The 16,048-nt window shown below is 75.7% G+C and carries 12 protein-coding genes; 3 read left to right on the top strand and 9 right to left on the bottom strand.

Translation table 11 applies throughout. The annotated features are described in order from the left end of the window. Nucleotides 1-213: 213 nt before the first annotated feature. The 5 genes from ACFVU3_RS05890 to ACFVU3_RS05870 form a co-directional block, all read right to left on the bottom strand. Nucleotides 214-543 (bottom strand): hypothetical protein, encoded by a 330-nt coding sequence (locus ACFVU3_RS05890; RefSeq protein WP_390064308.1) that lies wholly within the window; start codon nucleotides 541-543, stop codon nucleotides 214-216. A gap of 185 nt (nucleotides 544-728) precedes the next feature. After that, nucleotides 729-1,364, bottom strand: coding sequence for an RNA polymerase sigma factor (locus ACFVU3_RS05885; RefSeq protein WP_390064016.1), 636 nt, complete (start codon nucleotides 1,362-1,364; stop codon nucleotides 729-731). 326 nt (nucleotides 1,365-1,690) lie between these two features. After that, a complete protein-coding gene (locus tag ACFVU3_RS05880) occupies nucleotides 1,691-3,394 on the bottom strand; it encodes an isovaleryl-CoA dehydrogenase (protein WP_390064014.1) in 1,704 nt (567 codons plus the stop codon). A gap of 57 nt (nucleotides 3,395-3,451) precedes the next feature. After that, nucleotides 3,452-4,060 carry a TetR/AcrR family transcriptional regulator gene (locus tag ACFVU3_RS05875; protein WP_390064013.1) on the bottom strand — a complete coding sequence of 203 codons (609 nt, stop codon included), beginning with the start codon at nucleotides 4,058-4,060 and terminating at the stop codon, nucleotides 3,452-3,454. Nucleotides 4,061-4,181: 121 nt separating this feature from the next. Beyond that, nucleotides 4,182-4,511 carry a hypothetical protein gene (locus ACFVU3_RS05870; RefSeq protein ID WP_390064011.1) on the bottom strand — a complete coding sequence of 110 codons (330 nt, stop codon included), beginning with the start codon at nucleotides 4,509-4,511 and terminating at the stop codon, nucleotides 4,182-4,184. Between the two features lie 6 nt (nucleotides 4,512-4,517). On the opposite strand from ACFVU3_RS05870, the gene ACFVU3_RS05865 reads away from it, so the two are divergent. Then, complete coding sequence (locus ACFVU3_RS05865; RefSeq protein ID WP_390064009.1) at nucleotides 4,518-5,456, top strand: SMI1/KNR4 family protein; 939 nt, start codon at nucleotides 4,518-4,520, stop codon at nucleotides 5,454-5,456. On the opposite strand, the gene ACFVU3_RS05860 is transcribed toward ACFVU3_RS05865, so the two are convergent. Then, nucleotides 5,446-6,921, bottom strand: a complete 1,476-nt coding sequence (locus ACFVU3_RS05860) for a cellulose binding domain-containing protein (RefSeq protein ID WP_390064008.1) — start codon at nucleotides 6,919-6,921, stop codon at nucleotides 5,446-5,448. The two genes, ACFVU3_RS05865 and ACFVU3_RS05860, sit on opposite strands and share 11 nt — an antisense overlap. 290 nt (nucleotides 6,922-7,211) lie before the next feature. Here ACFVU3_RS05860 and ACFVU3_RS05855 point away from each other — a divergent pair, with 290 nt between their 5' ends. Both ACFVU3_RS05855 and ACFVU3_RS05850 read left to right on the top strand, forming a co-directional pair. Then, complete coding sequence (locus tag ACFVU3_RS05855; protein ID WP_390064006.1) at nucleotides 7,212-8,540, top strand: cytochrome P450; 1,329 nt, start codon at nucleotides 7,212-7,214, stop codon at nucleotides 8,538-8,540. Nucleotides 8,541-8,703: 163 nt separating this feature from the next. Next, entirely contained in the window at nucleotides 8,704-9,381 is a 678-nt protein-coding gene (locus ACFVU3_RS05850; protein WP_390064005.1) for a 1,4-alpha-glucan branching protein, read from the top strand. Nucleotides 9,382-9,402: 21 nt separating this feature from the next. Here the strand turns inward: ACFVU3_RS05850 and ACFVU3_RS05845 are convergent, their stop codons facing one another. From ACFVU3_RS05845 to ACFVU3_RS05835, 3 genes are all read right to left on the bottom strand, one after another. Beyond that, nucleotides 9,403-12,393 (bottom strand): AAA family ATPase, encoded by a 2,991-nt coding sequence (locus tag ACFVU3_RS05845; RefSeq protein WP_390064003.1) that lies wholly within the window; start codon nucleotides 12,391-12,393, stop codon nucleotides 9,403-9,405. Nucleotides 12,394-12,615: 222 nt separating this feature from the next. Then, complete coding sequence (locus ACFVU3_RS05840) at nucleotides 12,616-14,310, bottom strand: S8 family serine peptidase (protein ID WP_390064306.1); 1,695 nt, start codon at nucleotides 14,308-14,310, stop codon at nucleotides 12,616-12,618. An 868-nt stretch (nucleotides 14,311-15,178) separates the two neighbouring features. Beyond that, on the bottom strand, nucleotides 15,179-16,045 hold the full coding sequence (locus tag ACFVU3_RS05835; RefSeq protein WP_390064001.1) for a GNAT family N-acetyltransferase: 867 nt from the start codon (nucleotides 16,043-16,045) through the stop codon (nucleotides 15,179-15,181). Nucleotides 16,046-16,048 lie beyond the last annotated feature (3 nt).

Genomic DNA, 16,048 nt, shown 5'->3' with positions numbered 1-16,048 from the left:
ACACAGCTCCGCCCCGGGCAGACGAGGGAAAAGGGGTACGACGGACGGGCCACTCCGGCGTCGCGCTCCTCGGCGCGTCCGGTGGCCGTCAACTCCGGATCTCACCCGGAGATGTCGTCGTCACCCGCCATGTCTGCCGCTCCTCGTCAAAGGTTCAAGGTCCCTGCCAGCGTAACAGTCCGCCGTCGCGGACCGGCGGAATTTCCGGGCGCGCTACGCCCGGGGTGTGCGGGCCGGGTGGGGATGCGCCTTGGTGAGGGTGCAGACGCCGTCGGCGCACTGGCGCTCCAGCCGGCCGCGGGAGATCGTCTGCGCCAGGCCGACCGCCCAGCAGGTGGGGCAGCCGCGGAAGGCGATGAGGGCGAGCGGGGCCGCGAGGAGGGTGACCGGCCCTGCCACCGGGATCAGGGCGATGGAGCCGGCGATCAGCCCGAAGCCGACGGCGCCGCGCGCCAGGTGGCGCGGGACGGACGTGCTGGCGTAGTCGGGGCCGGGGGCGCGGACGGGCTTGAGGGTGATGGGCCGCGCGGTGAGGGACGGCACGGGGGTGGGCTTCACGGTGACGGGGGCGGGCGTGATGCCCACGGCTCCGGCATGCGGGGCGTCGGTCTGCACGGCTCCGGCGTGCGGGGCGCCGGTCGTCACGGCTTCGGCGTGCGGGGCATCAGTGTCCACCGCGGTGGCGTCGGCGGCGGTGGCTTTCGTGGTGCCGGCGGTGGGTGGGGTGTTCACGGTCGCGGGTCTCCTTCGTCGGGACGACGATCGGGCGCGGGATCGGACGGGGCGGGTGACGCCGGCCCGGGCGGGGCGAGCGGCGCCGGCTCGGGTGCCGCCAGGGCGAGGCGCAGGGCGGCTCGCGCCCGGTGCAGGCGGGACTTCATCGCCGCGTTGCTCAGGCCGAGCGCGTGGGCGACGGTCCTGCCGGGCAGGCCCTGGACGTCCCGCATGATCAGGACCTGGCGCTGGTCGCGGGGGAGCGCGCCGACGGCGGCGGCGATCCGCCGGGCCTCCAGGCGGTGCAGCACGGCCTCCTCGGCGGAGGGTTCCGCCGCCTCCGGTCCGCCCTCCGGCTCCTCGCCCCGCCGGACGAGCTGCCGGACCTGCCGGAGGCATTCGTTGCGCACGATGCGGAACATCCACGAGGCGAGCGCCCCCGTCGCCCGGAGGGTGCCGATCTTCCGGTACAGGATGATCAGCGCCTCCTGGGCCGCGTCCTCAGCGTCCTGCGGGGAGGCGCACAGCGACAGGGCGAACTTCCGCACGTGCGGCTGGGATTCCAGGACGACGGTGGTCAGCGAGGCGACGTCGCCGTCCTGCGCCGCCTTGACCAGCCGCTCGTCGGGCCAGGAGAAGGGTCGGTTCATGTGCTCTTCCTCGTGGTGCTCCGCGGGCTCCGGCGGGGACCGGATCAGGCCCGGCTCCGGTACCGCCGCAGCAGATGCCAGCCGCACGCTCCGACGAGCACGACTCCGACGGCGACGAGGGCGGTGATCAGCATGATGTCTCCTTCCGGGACCGGCCCGTGCGGCCGGTACGGGGATAGGAGACGGCGGGACGCGAAAAGGATTCACCCCCGCCGCGACGTTCTTCGCGGCGGGGGTGACGGAGAGCGGCGGGCCCGGCCTCGCCTCGGCCCGCCGGGCCGGGAGCCCATGGGCAGCCGGGCCGTGAGCCGCCGGAACGGGGTCCGTCAGACCGGGAGACGCTCCAGCAGACCCGTGAAGTCCGTCGCCGGGGGGAGGGTGCCGAAGGCGAGGCCCTGGTCGCCGGAGAGCCGGGACGCGCAGAAGGCGTCGGCGACCGCCGCCGGGGCGTGCCGGACCAGGAGCGAGCCCTGGAGCACCAGCGCGGCCCGCTCGGCGACCCGGCGGGCGCGCAGCGGCGCGTCCTCGGTGAGCCGCAGCTCGCCCTGGAGCGCGGTCCAGGCCGCGTCGAGCCGCCGGTCGGCGCCGGCCGCCGCGCCGATCTCCGCTCGGAACGCCTCCAGGGCCTCCGGCTCGCGGGCCAGGGCGCGCAGCAGGTCCAGGGCGCTGACGTTGCCGGAGCCCTCCCAGATGCTGTTGAGCGGGGCCTCGCGGTACATGCGGGGCATGCCCGACGCCTCGTCGTAGCCGTTGCCGCCCAGGCATTCCAGGGCCTCGGCGACCGCGGCGGGCTGCCGCTTGCACACCCAGTACTTGCCGACGGCCGTGGCCAGCCGCAGGAAGGCGCGCTCGCCCTCGTCGCCGAGCCGGGCGCGGTCGGCGGCGCCGGCCAGCCGCAGGCCGAGGGTGGTGGCGGCCTCCGACTCCAGCGCGAGGTCGGCGAGGACGTTCCGCATCAGCGGCTGGTCGACGAGGGTGGCGCCGAAGACCGAACGGTGGCGGGCGTGGTGGGCGGCCTGGGCGAGCGCGCCGCGGATGCCGGCGGCGGAGCCGAGCACGCAGTCCAGGCGGGTCATCGTGACCATGTCGATGATGGTCCGCACGCCCTTGCCCTCGGTGCCGACCAGCCAGGCCACGGTGTCGTCGAACTCGGGCTCGCTGGAGGCGTTGGAGCGGTTGCCCAGCTTGTCCTTGAGCCGCTGGATCCGGAAGGTGTTGCGGGCGCCGTCGGGCAGGACGCGCGGGACGAGGAAGCAGGAGAGGCCGCCGGGCGCCTGCGCGAGGACGAGGAAGACGTCGTTCATCGGCGCGCTGGTGAACCACTTGTGACCGCGCAACCGCCAGGTCCCGTCGGCGTGTTCGGTGGCGGTGGTGGTGTTGGCGCGCACGTCGCTGCCGCCCTGCTTCTCGGTCATGCCCATCCCGGCGAGCAGTCCGCGCTTGCCCGCCGGGGCGCGCAGCCCGGGGTCGTACGACCGGCTGGTCAGCAGCGGCACGTACGTCTTGGCGAGGTCGGGGGAGTGGCGCAGCGCCGGGACGACCGCGTACGTCATCGAGACCGGGCAGAGGTGGCCCGCCTCCAGCATGGTGGCGAGCATGAAGCTTCCGGCGCGCGCCACGTGGGCGCCCGGGCGTTCGTCGGCCCAGGCGGCGCCGGCGATGCCCTCGCTCACCGAGAGGTCCATCAGCCGGTGGTAGGCGGGGTGGAACTCGACCTCGTCGACGCGGTTGCCGTACCGGTCGTGGGTGCGGAGTTCGGGCTCGTGGCGGTTGGCCTGGTCGGCCCAGTGCTGGGCCTCCTCGCCGCCGACGATCCGGCCGAAGCGGTGCAGGTCCTCCAGGTGCCACCCGGCGCCCTCGCGCGCGACGCCTTCGAGCAGCACCGGGTCGGCGGCGGCGTCGTGGCCGGTCAGCGGCGGGGGCTGGTTGGTGACGGTGTGGGTCGCGGCCGTGGGGCGGCTCCGGGGCGCGGCGTCGGTGGCGCCGGCGGTGTCGGAGCCGGTGGCGTCGGAGCCGGTGGTCGTGGTCACGGTGGTTGCTCCTCCGGAAGGCGGGTCGGTACGGGGCGGTGTCGGCCGGGACAGGGCCTAGGAGGCCGGTGCGCCCGCGCAGCGCAGGGCCATGGCGGTGAGGTCGGCGAGCAGGGTCTCGGTCGTGGTCGGGCCGGGGGTGCCGAGCGGGTCGACCAGGACCTCGCCGACCGCGCCGGTGAGCGCGGCGGCGGTGATCTCGCCGTTCTGCTCGGGCAGCACCCCGTCGGCGATGCCCTCGCGGATCACCGCGGCGAAGAGCGCGCGGTAGCGGCGCCGGAAGTCGAGCCGTTCGGCGCCGACGGCGGGTTCGGCCGGGGCGGCGAGGAGGGCGTAGGCGAGCCCGCGGTTCTCCAGGGCCCGGCGGGCGAAGACCTGGATGCCCCGGCCGATCCGCTCGACGGGGTCGCCGGGGGCGGCCAGGACCTCGCCGAGGACCTCCACCTCGCGGCCGGCGGCACGCCGGAAGACCTCCACGGCGAGCGCCGCCTTGGACGGGAAGTGCTGGTAGACGGAGCCGGCCGCGATCCCGGCGGCGTCGGCGACCGCGGTCACGGACGCCTGGGACCAGCCCACCTCGGCGACGACGGAGGTGGCGCAGGCGACCAGGTGCTCCCGGGCCTCTTCGAGCCGGCGGAGCTCGGCGGGGGTCTTGCGGTAGGCCATGGAAGAAGTGAACCATCATTCAGAGTTTCCCGCCATGGTCGGGCTCCCCTGTCCCCGGCGCGTCAGGGCGACGTGACGCACGTCCGCGCCCCGATGGACGCCGCCGCGCGCGGCCGGCGGGTCAGCCGAAGTCGGGGATGGGATGGCCGGGCGCCAGCGCGGCGGCGACGCGCTGGGCGATCACGTGGGCGGTGTGGCCGGCGGACGCGCCGGGACCCTGGGTGGTCGAGACGGCGATGGCCAGCGGCTCGGAGGGCAGGTACGCCTGCGAGGCCGAGTAGCCGAAGTGCAGCGGGTGCTGGGAGATCCAGTCGCCGAGGACGAGCACGCCGAGGCCGTAGTGGGTCCGCTCGGTCTGGGCGAGGCAGACCGTCCCCGGGTCCAGCAGTGCCCGGTACGACGCCGGGGAGAGGAGCTCGCCGGAGCCGATGTCGGCGGCGTCTGGTTCCATGTCGGCATGGAACGATCCGACGAGCACGCCGAACTCCTCACCCTCCTGCGCCGCTTGGCCTGGGAGGGCACAAGCGATCTCCGCTGCGAGGAGCCCGGCCACCCCGACGGGCACGTCTGCCTGGCTCCGCCGCCCGGCGAGGCCGCTCTCGACCTGCTCCGGCGGGACCTCGTCGAGGCGTACGGCCGGGCGCGGAACCTCGCTGCCGACGGGCACGCCGACCCGACCGCCACCGACCGGACCGGACTGCCGCTGCTCGCCCCCTTCGGGGACCGGCTCGTCGGGATGCGGGGCTGGTCGGACGGCGGGCGGTGGATCGGCCTCGGCGCCGTCCGCGGCGGCGCGGGCACCCGGCCCGTGCTCCTGGTCGCGGAGGGCCGCGGACCGGCGGGCGAGGTCCCCGAGGGGTCCACCTGGCTGGGCGGGATCGTCGCCACCACCGGGTGGGACCTGGCCGCGCCCCGCCACGCGGTCGACTGGGCGGACGTCGAGGCCCGGCTCGGCACGTCCCTCCCCGTCGACTACCGGCAGCTCGCGGAGGTCTTCGGGGAGGGCGCCTTCGACGACCACCTCCGGCTGTACGTCCCCGGCGCCGGGCCGCGCGGCTCGGACCTCGTCAGGCACGCGCACTGGCTGGGCGAGTGGGCGGGGGCCCGGGGTGAGCTGTGGCAGCCGTACGAGGTGTACCCGGCGCCCGGTGGGCTCCTCCAGTGGGGCGACACCGAGCAGGCGGACACGTTCTACTGGCTCACCGAGGGGAACGACCCCGACCGCTGGCCGATCCTGGCGACCGAGGACGACTTCGCCTCGTGGCAGCGGTTCGACGTCACCCTCACCGAGTTCCTCCACCGCGTCCTGACCGACCCGCACCACCCGTACTCCACGGCCCGCCACTTCGACCGCCACTGGTTCGAGCCCTACGGGGACGCGGACCTCACGGAGTGACCGCGATGTTGGTGAGGCCCGCGGTGGCGCCGCGGACCGTGTTGGAGGCGTGCACCACGTTCAGCCGGCCCGGGCACTTCGACGTCGACGTGACCCGGATCGCGTACGCGCCGACGCCCCCCAGGTCGGAGGAGTTGCCGCGCCACACGTTGCCGCAGCCGTTCGGGAAGGCCGGGGTGGTGGCCGGGTTGTGCGTCTCGTACCCGTTGGCGAAGGTGCCCGGCGTCGTGAAGGTGCCGGTGTTGCCCTCGATGAGGTAGTCGACGCCCTTCACGTCGATCCAGGAGTCCGCCGAGTTCTGGCCGCTGAGCCCGCGTCCGTCGAAGGTGTTGCCGCGGATGACGCCGCCGAAGGTGCCCTCCTTGACGTCGATCGCCTCCGCGGCGACGTCCGGGCCGATCCGGTTGTTCTCGACCCGCACCCGGTCGGAGCGGTCGGCGCCGCCCTCGTTGCCGTGGCAGCCCCAGTTCGAGCCGGCCGACCCGATGTACACGCCCTCGCCGTACCCCGGCTGCGTCAGGCCCGTCTGCTCGACCGTCGAGTCACGGAGCACGCCGTCCGCCGAGGAGCGGCGGAAGTGCACGCCCTCCTCCTCGACGCGGTGCACGTGCAGCCCGGCCGCCGTCACGTGCGGGGAGGCGTCGACGACCACACCCTTCTTGGAGTCCCGGACGGTGAAGCCCTCCAGGTTCCAGTGCGGGGCCCGGTACAGCCACAGGCCGTAGCCGGAGTCCCAGCCGGCGGTGGGGACGGGGCAGGAGGGCCCGCTGCCGGACGGCCCGTCGTTGACGAGCACCGCGGTCCGCGGACCGGTCAGGGTGATCGGCCGGTCCGCGGCGCCGGGCCGCTGCGCGACGAAGGAGCCCCGGTACTCGCCGGGGGCCATCCGGATCGTCTGACCGGGCGCCGCCGAGGCCAGCGCGGCGCGCAGCTCCGCGGCCGTGGCGACGTCGACGACGGGGCCGGCGGGCGGGACGGTCGTGGGAGTGGGAGTGGGAGTGGGAGTGGGAGTGGGAGTCGGCGTCGGTGTGGGAGTGGGGGTCGGGGTGGGGGTGGGTGTCGGGGTGCCGCCCTGGCAGGGGGCGCCGTTGACCGTGCAGTTGAGCGGGAGGCCGAGCCCGCTCGCGTTGAAGCCGAACCCCTGGGACGCGCCCGGCGCGACCGGGCCGTTCCACGAGACGTCGGTGAAGGTGTAGTGCCGGCCGCTCTGGGTCTTCGTCGCCGACCAGTGGCTGGTGACGGCCGTGCCCTCCGGCAGGTCGAACTCCACCGTCCACCCGGTCGCCGGGGCGTCCCCGCCGTTGGTCACGGTCACGTCGGCGCCGTACCCGGTGCTCCACTCACTGGCCCGGGTGACCGAGGCGGTGAGGGCGGGGGCGGCGGCCTCGGCCGGCGGGGTCAGGAGCCCCGCGGCGATCAGGACGGCGACGGCGGTCGCGGCCGCGGCCGGAATCGCTCTGCGCATGGTGGTGGTCTCCTCCTGCCGGACGGCGGCGGGTCGGTCGGCGATTGTTGTCAGTAAACCTTCCTTACTGTTGCGGGCACGTCAACGGACGCGGCGGATCCCGTGCCGCCCGCGCCCCCGCGTGAACGCCCCCCGAACCGAACGCGCCCCGAACAAAGCGCACTTCAGGCCACCCGGGGGGCGGTGCGGCCGGAGCCGCGCTGTCCTCCGGCCGTCCCGCGCCCCTACAGTGCGGGGTGACCGCGCCACCCGCACGCGAGGGCGTGCGGACGCCGAACAGGAGCCCCGCCGTGGCCATCCCCGCACCCCGCGGCGCCCGCGAGACCCCCGGACCGGCGGGCCGTCCGGTCCCCGAACTCGACCCCGCGCTCGTCGCCGACTGGCACGCCCGGAGCGGCGAACTGGTCGACCTGCTCGCCCTCGTACGGGAACGGCTCGGCGGCATCGGCGCCTTCCGCCCCGACCCCGGGGCCCCGCCCACCGTCCTCGTCACCGACCCCGACGCCGTCCGGCACGTCCTCGCCCACCACCCCGACCGGTACGTCAAGCGCTCCCACCGCGCCCGCGTCCTCGTCGGCGACGGCGTCCTTTCCGCCACCGGAGACGCCTGGCAGCGCCAGCGCCGTCTGCTCCAGTCCCAGTTCACCGGCCGGGGCATGCGCCGCTACGAGGAGCGGATCACCGCCGCCGCCCGGGTGACCGCCGGCCGCTGGGAGACGTACGCCCGCACCGGGGAGGTCTTCGACGTCGGCGAGGAGATGCGCCGCTTCGCCCTCGACACCATCTGGCGCGCCCTGACCGGACACCCGCTCGACCCCGCGACCGAGCGCGAACTCGGCGCCGTCGCCGGGGTGGTGGCCGCCCTGCCCAGTCTGCCCGCCGACCGGATCGCCGCCCAGGCGGCCGTCGCCGCCGACATCGCCCGCATCGACGCCGTCGCCGAACGGGCCGTCCGCGCCGCCCGGGACGGCGGCGCGGGACCCGACGGCCCCGGCCTCCTCCACGTCCTCGTGGAGGCGTCCGGGACCCGCCCCGAATACACCGACCGGCTGATCCGCGACGAACTCGTCACCCTCCTCATGGCCGGGCACGAGACCACGGCCACCACCCTGACCTGGCTCCACCTGCTCCTCGACCGGCACCCCGAGGCCCGCGCGCGGGCCCTCGCCGCCGGACCCGACGGCTCGCCCGAGCGGCAGCAGGCCGTCCAGGCCCTCGTCCACGAGACGCTGCGCCTCTACCCGTCGGCCTGGATCCTGCCCCGTCACGCCGCCGAGGCCGACACCCTCGCGGGCCACGCCCTGCCCGCCGGCACCGATCTGCTCGTCTCCCCCTACCTCGTCCACCGCGACCCCGGGCTCTGGCCGGACCCCGAGACTTTCGACCCCACCCGCTTCACCGCCCCCGGCCGCCGCCCGGCCCACCCCGGCGCCCATCTCCCCTTCGGCATCGGCCCCCGCGCCTGCCTGGGCCTCCAGTTCGCCCTCCGGGAGTCCACCACCCTCCTCGAACACCTGCTGCCCGGCCCCGCCCCCCGCTTCCGCTCCGTCCCCGGCAGGACCGCCTACGGCCTCACCGTCCGCCCCGACGGCCCCACGCCGGCCGTCCTCGCCGGCTGACCACGGCCCCGGGCGTCCGCACCGGCCGGTCGCGGAACCCTCGTCCCCGGGGCCTCCGCACGAGGTCGCGGCCGGGGGGCGCCGTCCGGACGGGCCCACGTGCCGCGGGAGTTGCTCTGTTACGTTGGCGGCTCCGGTCCCGAGGAGAGGAAACGAACCGCCCATGGCCGTCATCCACCGCACCACGATGCAGCCGACCAAGCTGGAGCTCATCGCCGACTGGCTTCCCACCCGCGCCTGGTACACCGCCGGGCCGGAGGCGCCGCGGCCGGTGAAGTCCGGCGGGTTCCGGCTCGACGACCCCGCGGGCGAGGTGGGCATCGAGTTCATGGCCGTCGTCGACGGCGAGGCCGCTGACGCGGCCGTGTACCTCGTGCCGATGACGTACCGGGGCAAGCCCCTCGACGGTGCCGAGGACGCCCTCATCGGCACCTCCGAGCACGGGGTGCTCGGCACCCGCTGGATCTACGACGGCGCCCACGACCCGGTCCTCGTCGCCCAGTTGTACGCGCTCCTCGCCGGCCGGGCCGTGCCCCAGCAGCAGTCCGTCAGCGACGCCGTCGACCCGACCGTCGCCGCCTCCCTCGACGCCGCCCGCGTCTCCGCCGGCGACGCCGAGGTGCTGGAGGCCGCCGACGGCACCGACGGCACCGACGTCCGCCTCCGGGTGCCTGGCGCCGGCGCGCCCCTCGCCCTCCGCTTCCACCGGGTCCTGCGCCCGGCCCCGGCCGAGGGCCAGGACGACACCGGCGTCCTCGGCGGCGTCACCGCCGAGTGGACCCCGGCCGGCGACGGCGCCTCCGCCGAGCGGGGCGCGTACGTCACCGTCCGCGAGGTCTGACGCGCGGCGCGCGCTCCGCCCTCAGGGGCGGAGCGCCGTCGCCAGCTGGGCGCGGGAACGGACGTCCAGCTTCTGGTAGATGCGGGTCAGCCGCGCCTCCACCGTCTTCACGCTGAGGAACAGCTTCGCCGCCGCCTCCTGGTTCGAGGCGCCCTGCCCCACCAGACGCGCCAGCCGCAGCTCCGCCTCCGTCAGCGACGCCAGCGCCGTCGGCGCCTCGTCACCGCCCGGCGCCGCCCCGGGCAGCTCACCTGCCGGGGCCTCCGTGGCCAGGGCCAGCCACGGCACCGCACCCGCCCGCTCGAAGACCGTGGCCGCCCCGTGCAGTGCCGACTGCGCCGCCGACCGCCGCCGCCGCTTCCGCTCCACCCGGGCCAGCGCCATCAGCGCCCGCCCCTGCTCCAGCGGCAGCCCCGCCTCGGCGAACCGGCCGGCCGTCCGGGTCAGCAGCTCGGCCGCCTCGTCCGTCCGCCCCTCCGCCGCCAGGCACAGCGCCTGCGCCCGGTCGCAGCCCAGCAACACCGTGGTGCGCCCCAGCCGTTCGGCCACCGGCCGCACCTCCGCGAGCAGCGCCAGCGCGTCGTCGACGGCGTCGTGCGCGAGCAGCGCCTCCGCCAGCTCCTCGTGCCAGCGCAGCATCGACGGGTCCACCGTCGACTGCGCCCGCTCGTCGGCCTGCACCCGGCGCAGCGTCTCCAGGGCCGCCGCCACGTCGCCGTTGACCAGCTGGACGCGGCCGAGCGCGTACCGGCTGCGCGAGAGGAAGACCCGGTCGCCCTCCTCCTCCGACGCCTGCACGCTCCGCCGCGCGTAGCTCGCCGCCCGGCCCAGGCTTCCGCCCGCGGTCTCGGCGAGCGCCAGCGCGTACCAGGCGGGGCCGGGCGAGAGGCCGGCCTCCAGGGTGAGCGCCAGCGACTGTCCGGCGTGCGCCAGCGCCGCCGGACACGCGCCGATCCGCGACTCGATCTCCGCGAGCGTGCGGAACAGTTCGATGGCGTCCTCGACGGAGCCGCGCCGCTGCACCAGCGGCAGCAGCGCGTTCAGCTCGTCCCGCGCGTCCGTCAGCCGGTCGTCGAACAGGGCATGGCGGATCGTCAGGATCTGGGCGGCGTTGCGGATGCCGAGCGGCCGCTCCGCGAGTTCGAGGTCGCGGGCCCGCGCCAGGACCGGTTCGGCGTCCGGGGAGCCCAGCGCCCGCTCCATCCGCGCCTGCACGGTGAGCGCCTGCGCGGCCGTGCGCGGGTCGCCGACCGAGGCGGCCAGCGCGGCGGACTCCATCGCCGCCGTCCGGGACCGTTCCGGATCGCCGTCCGCGAGCACGTACTTGACCGCCAGCCGGAGCTGCACCGCGGCCCGCAGCGCGGTCGCCCCCTCCGAGTCCTCCATGGCGTGCACGTACATGTCGTCCAGGTCGGTCAGGCCCTGGCCGGCGGTGTCCAGGACCGCGAGGCGGGCCCGCACCCGGTCGGTGGGGGACGCGTCCCGGGCGAGCAGGTCGGTGGTGGCCCGCATCGCCAGGTCGGCGCGGGCGGCCCGGGCCGCCTCCTCGGCCGCGTCCACGAGCCGGGCGATCCGCCGGGCACCGTCCCGTCCGGGCGTCGACTCGGCCGCCAGCATGGCCAGTTCGGCGGCGAGCGCGGTGTTCCCGCGCCGCCGCGCGGCCTCCGCGGCGGCCGCCACCTCGGCGGCCAGCTCCTCGTCCGGCCGGTCGGTGGCCAGCGCCCGGTGCCGTACCGACTCCACCGGATCGTCCACGACCTCCGCGAGCGCCGCGTGGCCCGCGCTGCGCTCCGCCCAGCAGGCGTCGTGCACCAGCGTGGACGGCAGCAGCCCGGCGGTGAAGACCAGCGAGCCGTCCTCGGCGAGCGAGACCAGGCCGGCCCGTTCGGCCGCCGCGAGCTCCGCCTCCGCCTCGGGCCGGCCCGCCCGCCGCACCAGCGTCGCCGAGGGGCGCAGCGCGAGCGCCGCGAGCAGCAGGGTGGCCCGGACCGGCGGGGGAGCGGCGCCCAGGAGCTGGCGGGCGAGGTCCCGGGCGCGGCCGGAGAGCGTCAGCGCCTCGGCGTGGTGCACGGGGGTGCGGGCGTCGGCGAGGGAGCGGCCGACGGCGAGCGCGAGCCGCGGATTGCCGCCGCTGGCGCGGTGGATGCGGCCGGCCATCCGGGACGGGAGCCGGTGGTGGATGAGCAGCTCGGCGATCTCGTCGGCGTGGAGCGGGGGGACGAGCAGCAGATCGGCCTCGGACGGCACCCACAGGTGCGCGGAGTGCCCGGCGTGCGGCCGTCCGGGGGTGCCGGGCTCCGTCCCGTGGGCGCGGTGGGTGTCGCCGTACGGTTCCGGGGTCTCGACCGCGATGACGCGCAAGGACGGCGGGGCGAGGTGGAGGGCGAAGCGGAGCAGGTCCGTGCTGTCGGGGTCGAGGAACTCGGCGCCGTCGACGACGAGCAGCACCGGGCCCCGCGAGGTCAGCGCGCGCAGGATGCGGGCGATGCCCAGGCGCAGGGCGATCGGGTCCCAGCCGCCCTGCTGGATGGGCGCCTCGCGGCAGAGCATGGCGACGGCGGTGCGCTGCGGCCCGGGCAGGTCGTCGAAGACGCCGGAGGTGAAGACCCCGGCGGGCAGGGTGCCCGGGATGCCGGGGCCGAGAGCGCCGTCGGGTCCGGCCGGGGCGTCCTCTCCCGCCCCCGCGGTGCCCGGTTCGCCGCGCGGGCCGGGCGGGGCGACGGTCGCCGCCACGGAGGCGACGAGCGCGGCCGCGGCGGCGCCGGGGATCGCGCGGTCGGCGGGGAGGGCGGCGAGCCACAGCACCGTCTCGCCGCGGGCCTCGGCCCGGGCGGCGGCGGCCAGCGCGACCTCGGTCTTGCCGACGCCGGCGGGTCCGGTGAGCAGGGCGCGGCCGCGGGCGTGCAGGACGGTTTCGAGGCGGGCGAGCAGTTCCTCGCGGCCCACCGGCGCGGGCGGTCCGGCGCTGCCGGGGGTGCGTGCGGGCAGGGGGCCGTGAGGAACCGTCGTCACCTGGTCGTCACCTCCGCCCGTGGGCCCCGCCCATGAGCCCTGCGCAGAGGATACGGAGCCCAGGGGCCCCGTCCAGGGGCCTTGTCCGACATACGGACAGCCGGCACCGTGCAAGATCTCTCCCGGAACTCGGCGACGCCCTCGTGGTGTAGACCACGAGGGCGTCGCTGACCAGCGGTGATGCTGGTGTGGGGGGTGGTGTTACGTGAGTGGAGCGGTGACTCAGAAGGTGAGGCTCCAGGAGTCGATGTAGCCGGTGTCACCCGTGGCCACATCGCGGACCTGGAGCTTCCAGGTGCCGTTGGCGACCTCGCTGGAGGCGTCGACCGTGTACGTCGCGAGGACGTTGTCGGCGCTGTCCGAGGAGGAGGACGCCTTCAGGTTGCGCACCGTGCCGTCGGGGGCGACGAGGTCGATGACCAGGTCCCCGCGCCAGGTGTGCTTGATGTCCACGCCGACCTTGAGGGCGGCGGGGGCGTTGCCGGTGCGGCCGGTGACGGCGATCGAGGACGACACGGTGGTGTTGTCGGCGATCGTCACGTTGTTGGCGTTGGTGAAGACGGTGCCCGGCTGGGTGGTTCCGGTGACCGCGTCCACGGTCTTGGCCGCGTCGGCGATGCCGGTGCCGCAGCCGCCGGAGCAGGTGCCGGGGAGCGGGCGGGCGTTGCCCTTGATCGCCGTCTCGATCTCGGCCGGGGTGAGGGTGCTCTTGGCCGACTTCAGGAGGGCGGCGAGGCCCGCGATGTGCGGCGCGGCCATGGAGGTGCCCTGGTAGGGCTTGTAGTTCTCGGCCGACTGGGTCGTCGTGCCCGAGTTCAGCGTGGAGTAGATGCCGTTCTCGGGGGTGGTGACGGTGCCGGGCGTGTCGGTGGCGCGGCGGGTCTCGCCGCCCGGGGCGGACACGTCCACCAGGGTGCCGTAGTTGGAGTAGTACGACCGGTTGCCCTCGCGGCTGGTCGACGCCACGGTGATGACGTTCGAGCAGTTCGCGGGCGTGAAGCCGGAGGTGTTGGCGTTGCTGTTGCCCGCGGCGACGACGACGGTGGTGCCGCGCGAGACGGCGCCGTTGATCGCGGTCTGGTAGACGCTCGGGCAGGTGGAGCTGGCGCCGCCGAGGCTCAGGTTGATGACCTTGGCGGGGGTGGCGTTGGCCGGGATGCCCGACACGGTGCCGCCGGAGGCCCAGGTGATGGCGTCGGCGATGTCGGAGGACGAACCGCCGCACTTGCCCAGGACCCGGACGTGCTGGACCTTCGAGCCGTAGGCGATGCCCGCGATGCCCTTGGTGTTGTTCGTGACGGCGCCGATGGTGCCGGCCACGTGCGTGCCGTGCCAGGAGGAGTTCGACGCCTTGGAGCCGGTGCCGCACTCGCCGTCGGTGGCGTTCCAGTCGCCCTCGTCCTTGGCGTCCGCGTCACGGCCGTTGCCGTCGCGGGCGTCGGAGGAGGTGGAGATGAAGTCGTACCCGGCGACCGTGTTGGCCGCGAGGTCGGTGTGGGCGGCGTAGCCGGTGTCGATGACGGCGACGGTGACGCCCGAACCGGTGGTCTTGTCCCAGGCCGCGGGCACGTTCATGCCGCCGGTGGCCTCGAAGAGGTCCCACTGCTTGGCGTAGTCGGTGTCGTTCGGCGCGGCGGCCATGGCGTAGGCGCGGATGTCCGGCTCGACCGTGGCGACGGACGGGTCGGCACGGAAGGCGGCCATGACCTCGGTCACGTCCTGCGGCGTGGCCGAGTCGCCCAGGTCGACCAGGGCGCCGCCGCCGGAGAGGCGGCGCTCGAAGGCGAGCTGCTCGCCCGTCTTGGCGGCCTTCTCGGCGGTGTCGGTCTTCGCCGCCGCGTTGGAACCGGCCTCGGCGGCCTGGCTCTTGTAGGTGACGATGACCTTCTCGACCGGGGCGCTGGGCAGCGCCCGCATCGCCTGCGAAGCCGGGGCCGGCTTCGGAGTGGGAGCGGCCGGGGCGGCGGCGAACGCCCCGGTGGTGGTGGCAGCGGCACCGATGATCGCGGCGGTGGCGACCACGGATATGACTCTCCGCCTGGAACCGTTCAAAGTGGTTGGCCCTTTCAAGTACGACGTAGGTGCGGAGCAGTGGCGGCGGCGCGGGAGTCGCGGGGCGAAGTGGGGTCGCGTCCGAGGTCCCTGGGCTGGGGGGCCCGTGCGCCGCCACCGGCGCCGACGGCCCGGGTCAAGGCCGTCACCAGCGGTGATCTCCCCGCATGCACCTGTCAGGTGCGCTGCGGGGGATGTTATCCGCCGGTGCGGAGGACAGTAGGGAACGGGGAGGTGAACGCGATACGGGGAAAACCCTTGTCACCCCTCAGGGGTGGGGAGGGGGTCCCCCCGCGGGGACCGGCGGGGGCGGCCGGCGGGGGGACGCGGGGGCGGGAGGCGAGGGCCTGTGAGCTGGCGGGAAGGGCGCGAGGGGGGAGGGCGAGGGGAGGAGCGGGGCGGGTGCGGGGGTGGCGCGAAATGGCCCGGCGCGGAGGAGTGCGCACGGGCCCGTGGGGTCGCGCGGAGGCGCGAAGCGGCCGGAAGCGGCCCGCGCCGGGCCGAGTTCGGGGCGTGCTCGCCGCGGGCACGCTCGCCGTGATGCCGAGGACGTGCCCGGCCGAGTTCGGGGGGCGTGACGCCGAGGCTCGCCCGGCGGAGTTCGAGAGGCGTGATCCCGGGGGCCTGCCGGCCGAGTCGGGGGGTGTGATGCCGGGGACCTGCCCGGTCGAGTCGGGGGTGTGATGCCGGGGACCTGCCCGGTCGAGTCGGGGGCGTGATGCCGACGGCGCCCTCAGCCGAGTTCGAGGGTGGTGATGCCGAAGACGCGTTCCGTCGCGACCGGTCGTACCGGTCCGGTGTACATGCGGGCCGTCTCGAAGGTCGGCGTGAGCCCGCGCTCCTCCGCGAGGCGGGCCGCCGCGGGGTTCGTCTCCGGCATGTCGACGGCGATCGACCGCGCGCCGAAACCCCGGGCCGCCTCCGCCAGCGCGTCGAGCAGCGCCGCCGCGTCCGCCGGCCCGTCCGCGAACAGCGGGCCCACGCGCGCCTCGTCCTGCGAGGGCCGGACGACGCCGTAGCCGGTCACGCGGCCGTCGACGACCCGGGCCAGGGCGCGGTGCCCCGGGGTCGTCAGCCAGGAGGACAGGAAGCGGGGCCGCTCGGCGTGGTGACAGGCGGAGTCGTACGCGGCGAGTTGTCCCGGATCGACGCTTCCGGCCGGAACGATCCCGGTCACCGGACGCTCGGGAGACGGCACTTCCCCGACATAGCGGGCGGTCCGGTAGGCCGGGGCGAACCCGGAGCGCCGGTAGTTGTCCTGCTGGGCCGGCACCCCGTCGAGCCCCACCGTCCGGCCGCCCGCGTGGGCGAGCCCGGTCCGCCAGGTGGCCAGCCCGAGTCCCCGCCCGCGCAGTTCGGGCCGGACGAGGTAGAAGCCGAGGAAGGCGTAGGCGTCCCCGTAGGTCACCACGGAGACGGCGGAGACCGGCTCGCCGCCGATCCGCCCCAGGAAGAAGCCGTCCGGATCCTGTGCGAAGAAGGCGCCGGCGTCCGCCCGTCCGGGGTTCCAGCCCTCCTCGGCGCACCAGGCCCGGACGAGCTCCCACTCGGCGCGGGTGGCGGGGGCGACGACGAGCGGACCGGGGGAGGAGGTGGTCACGGG

Source organism: Streptomyces sp. NPDC058052, from assembly GCF_042885515.1.
Classification (GTDB): Bacteria; Actinomycetota; Actinomycetes; order Streptomycetales; family Streptomycetaceae; genus Streptomyces.
The sequence above is the reverse complement of the archived record's forward strand: the minus strand, read 5'-3'. Positions and strand labels throughout refer to the sequence as shown.

What these genes read in the sequence shown, in the direction of transcription:
- ACFVU3_RS05875 (WP_390064013.1), bottom strand. Translation starts at nt 4,060, where the DNA reads ATGGCCTACCGCAAGACCCCCGCCGAGCTCCGCCGGCTCGAAGAGGCC.
- ACFVU3_RS05865 (WP_390064009.1), top strand. Translation starts at nt 4,518, where the DNA reads ATGGAACGATCCGACGAGCACGCCGAACTCCTCACCCTCCTGCGCCGC.
- ACFVU3_RS05870 (WP_390064011.1), bottom strand. Translation starts at nt 4,511, where the DNA reads ATGGAACCAGACGCCGCCGACATCGGCTCCGGCGAGCTCCTCTCCCCG.
- ACFVU3_RS05885 (WP_390064016.1), bottom strand. Translation starts at nt 1,364, where the DNA reads ATGAACCGACCCTTCTCCTGGCCCGACGAGCGGCTGGTCAAGGCGGCG.
- ACFVU3_RS05860 (WP_390064008.1), bottom strand. Translation starts at nt 6,921, where the DNA reads ATGCGCAGAGCGATTCCGGCCGCGGCCGCGACCGCCGTCGCCGTCCTG.
- ACFVU3_RS05850 (WP_390064005.1), top strand. Translation starts at nt 8,704, where the DNA reads ATGGCCGTCATCCACCGCACCACGATGCAGCCGACCAAGCTGGAGCTC.
- ACFVU3_RS05840 (WP_390064306.1), bottom strand. Translation starts at nt 14,310, where the DNA reads ATGCGGGCGCTGCCCAGCGCCCCGGTCGAGAAGGTCATCGTCACCTAC.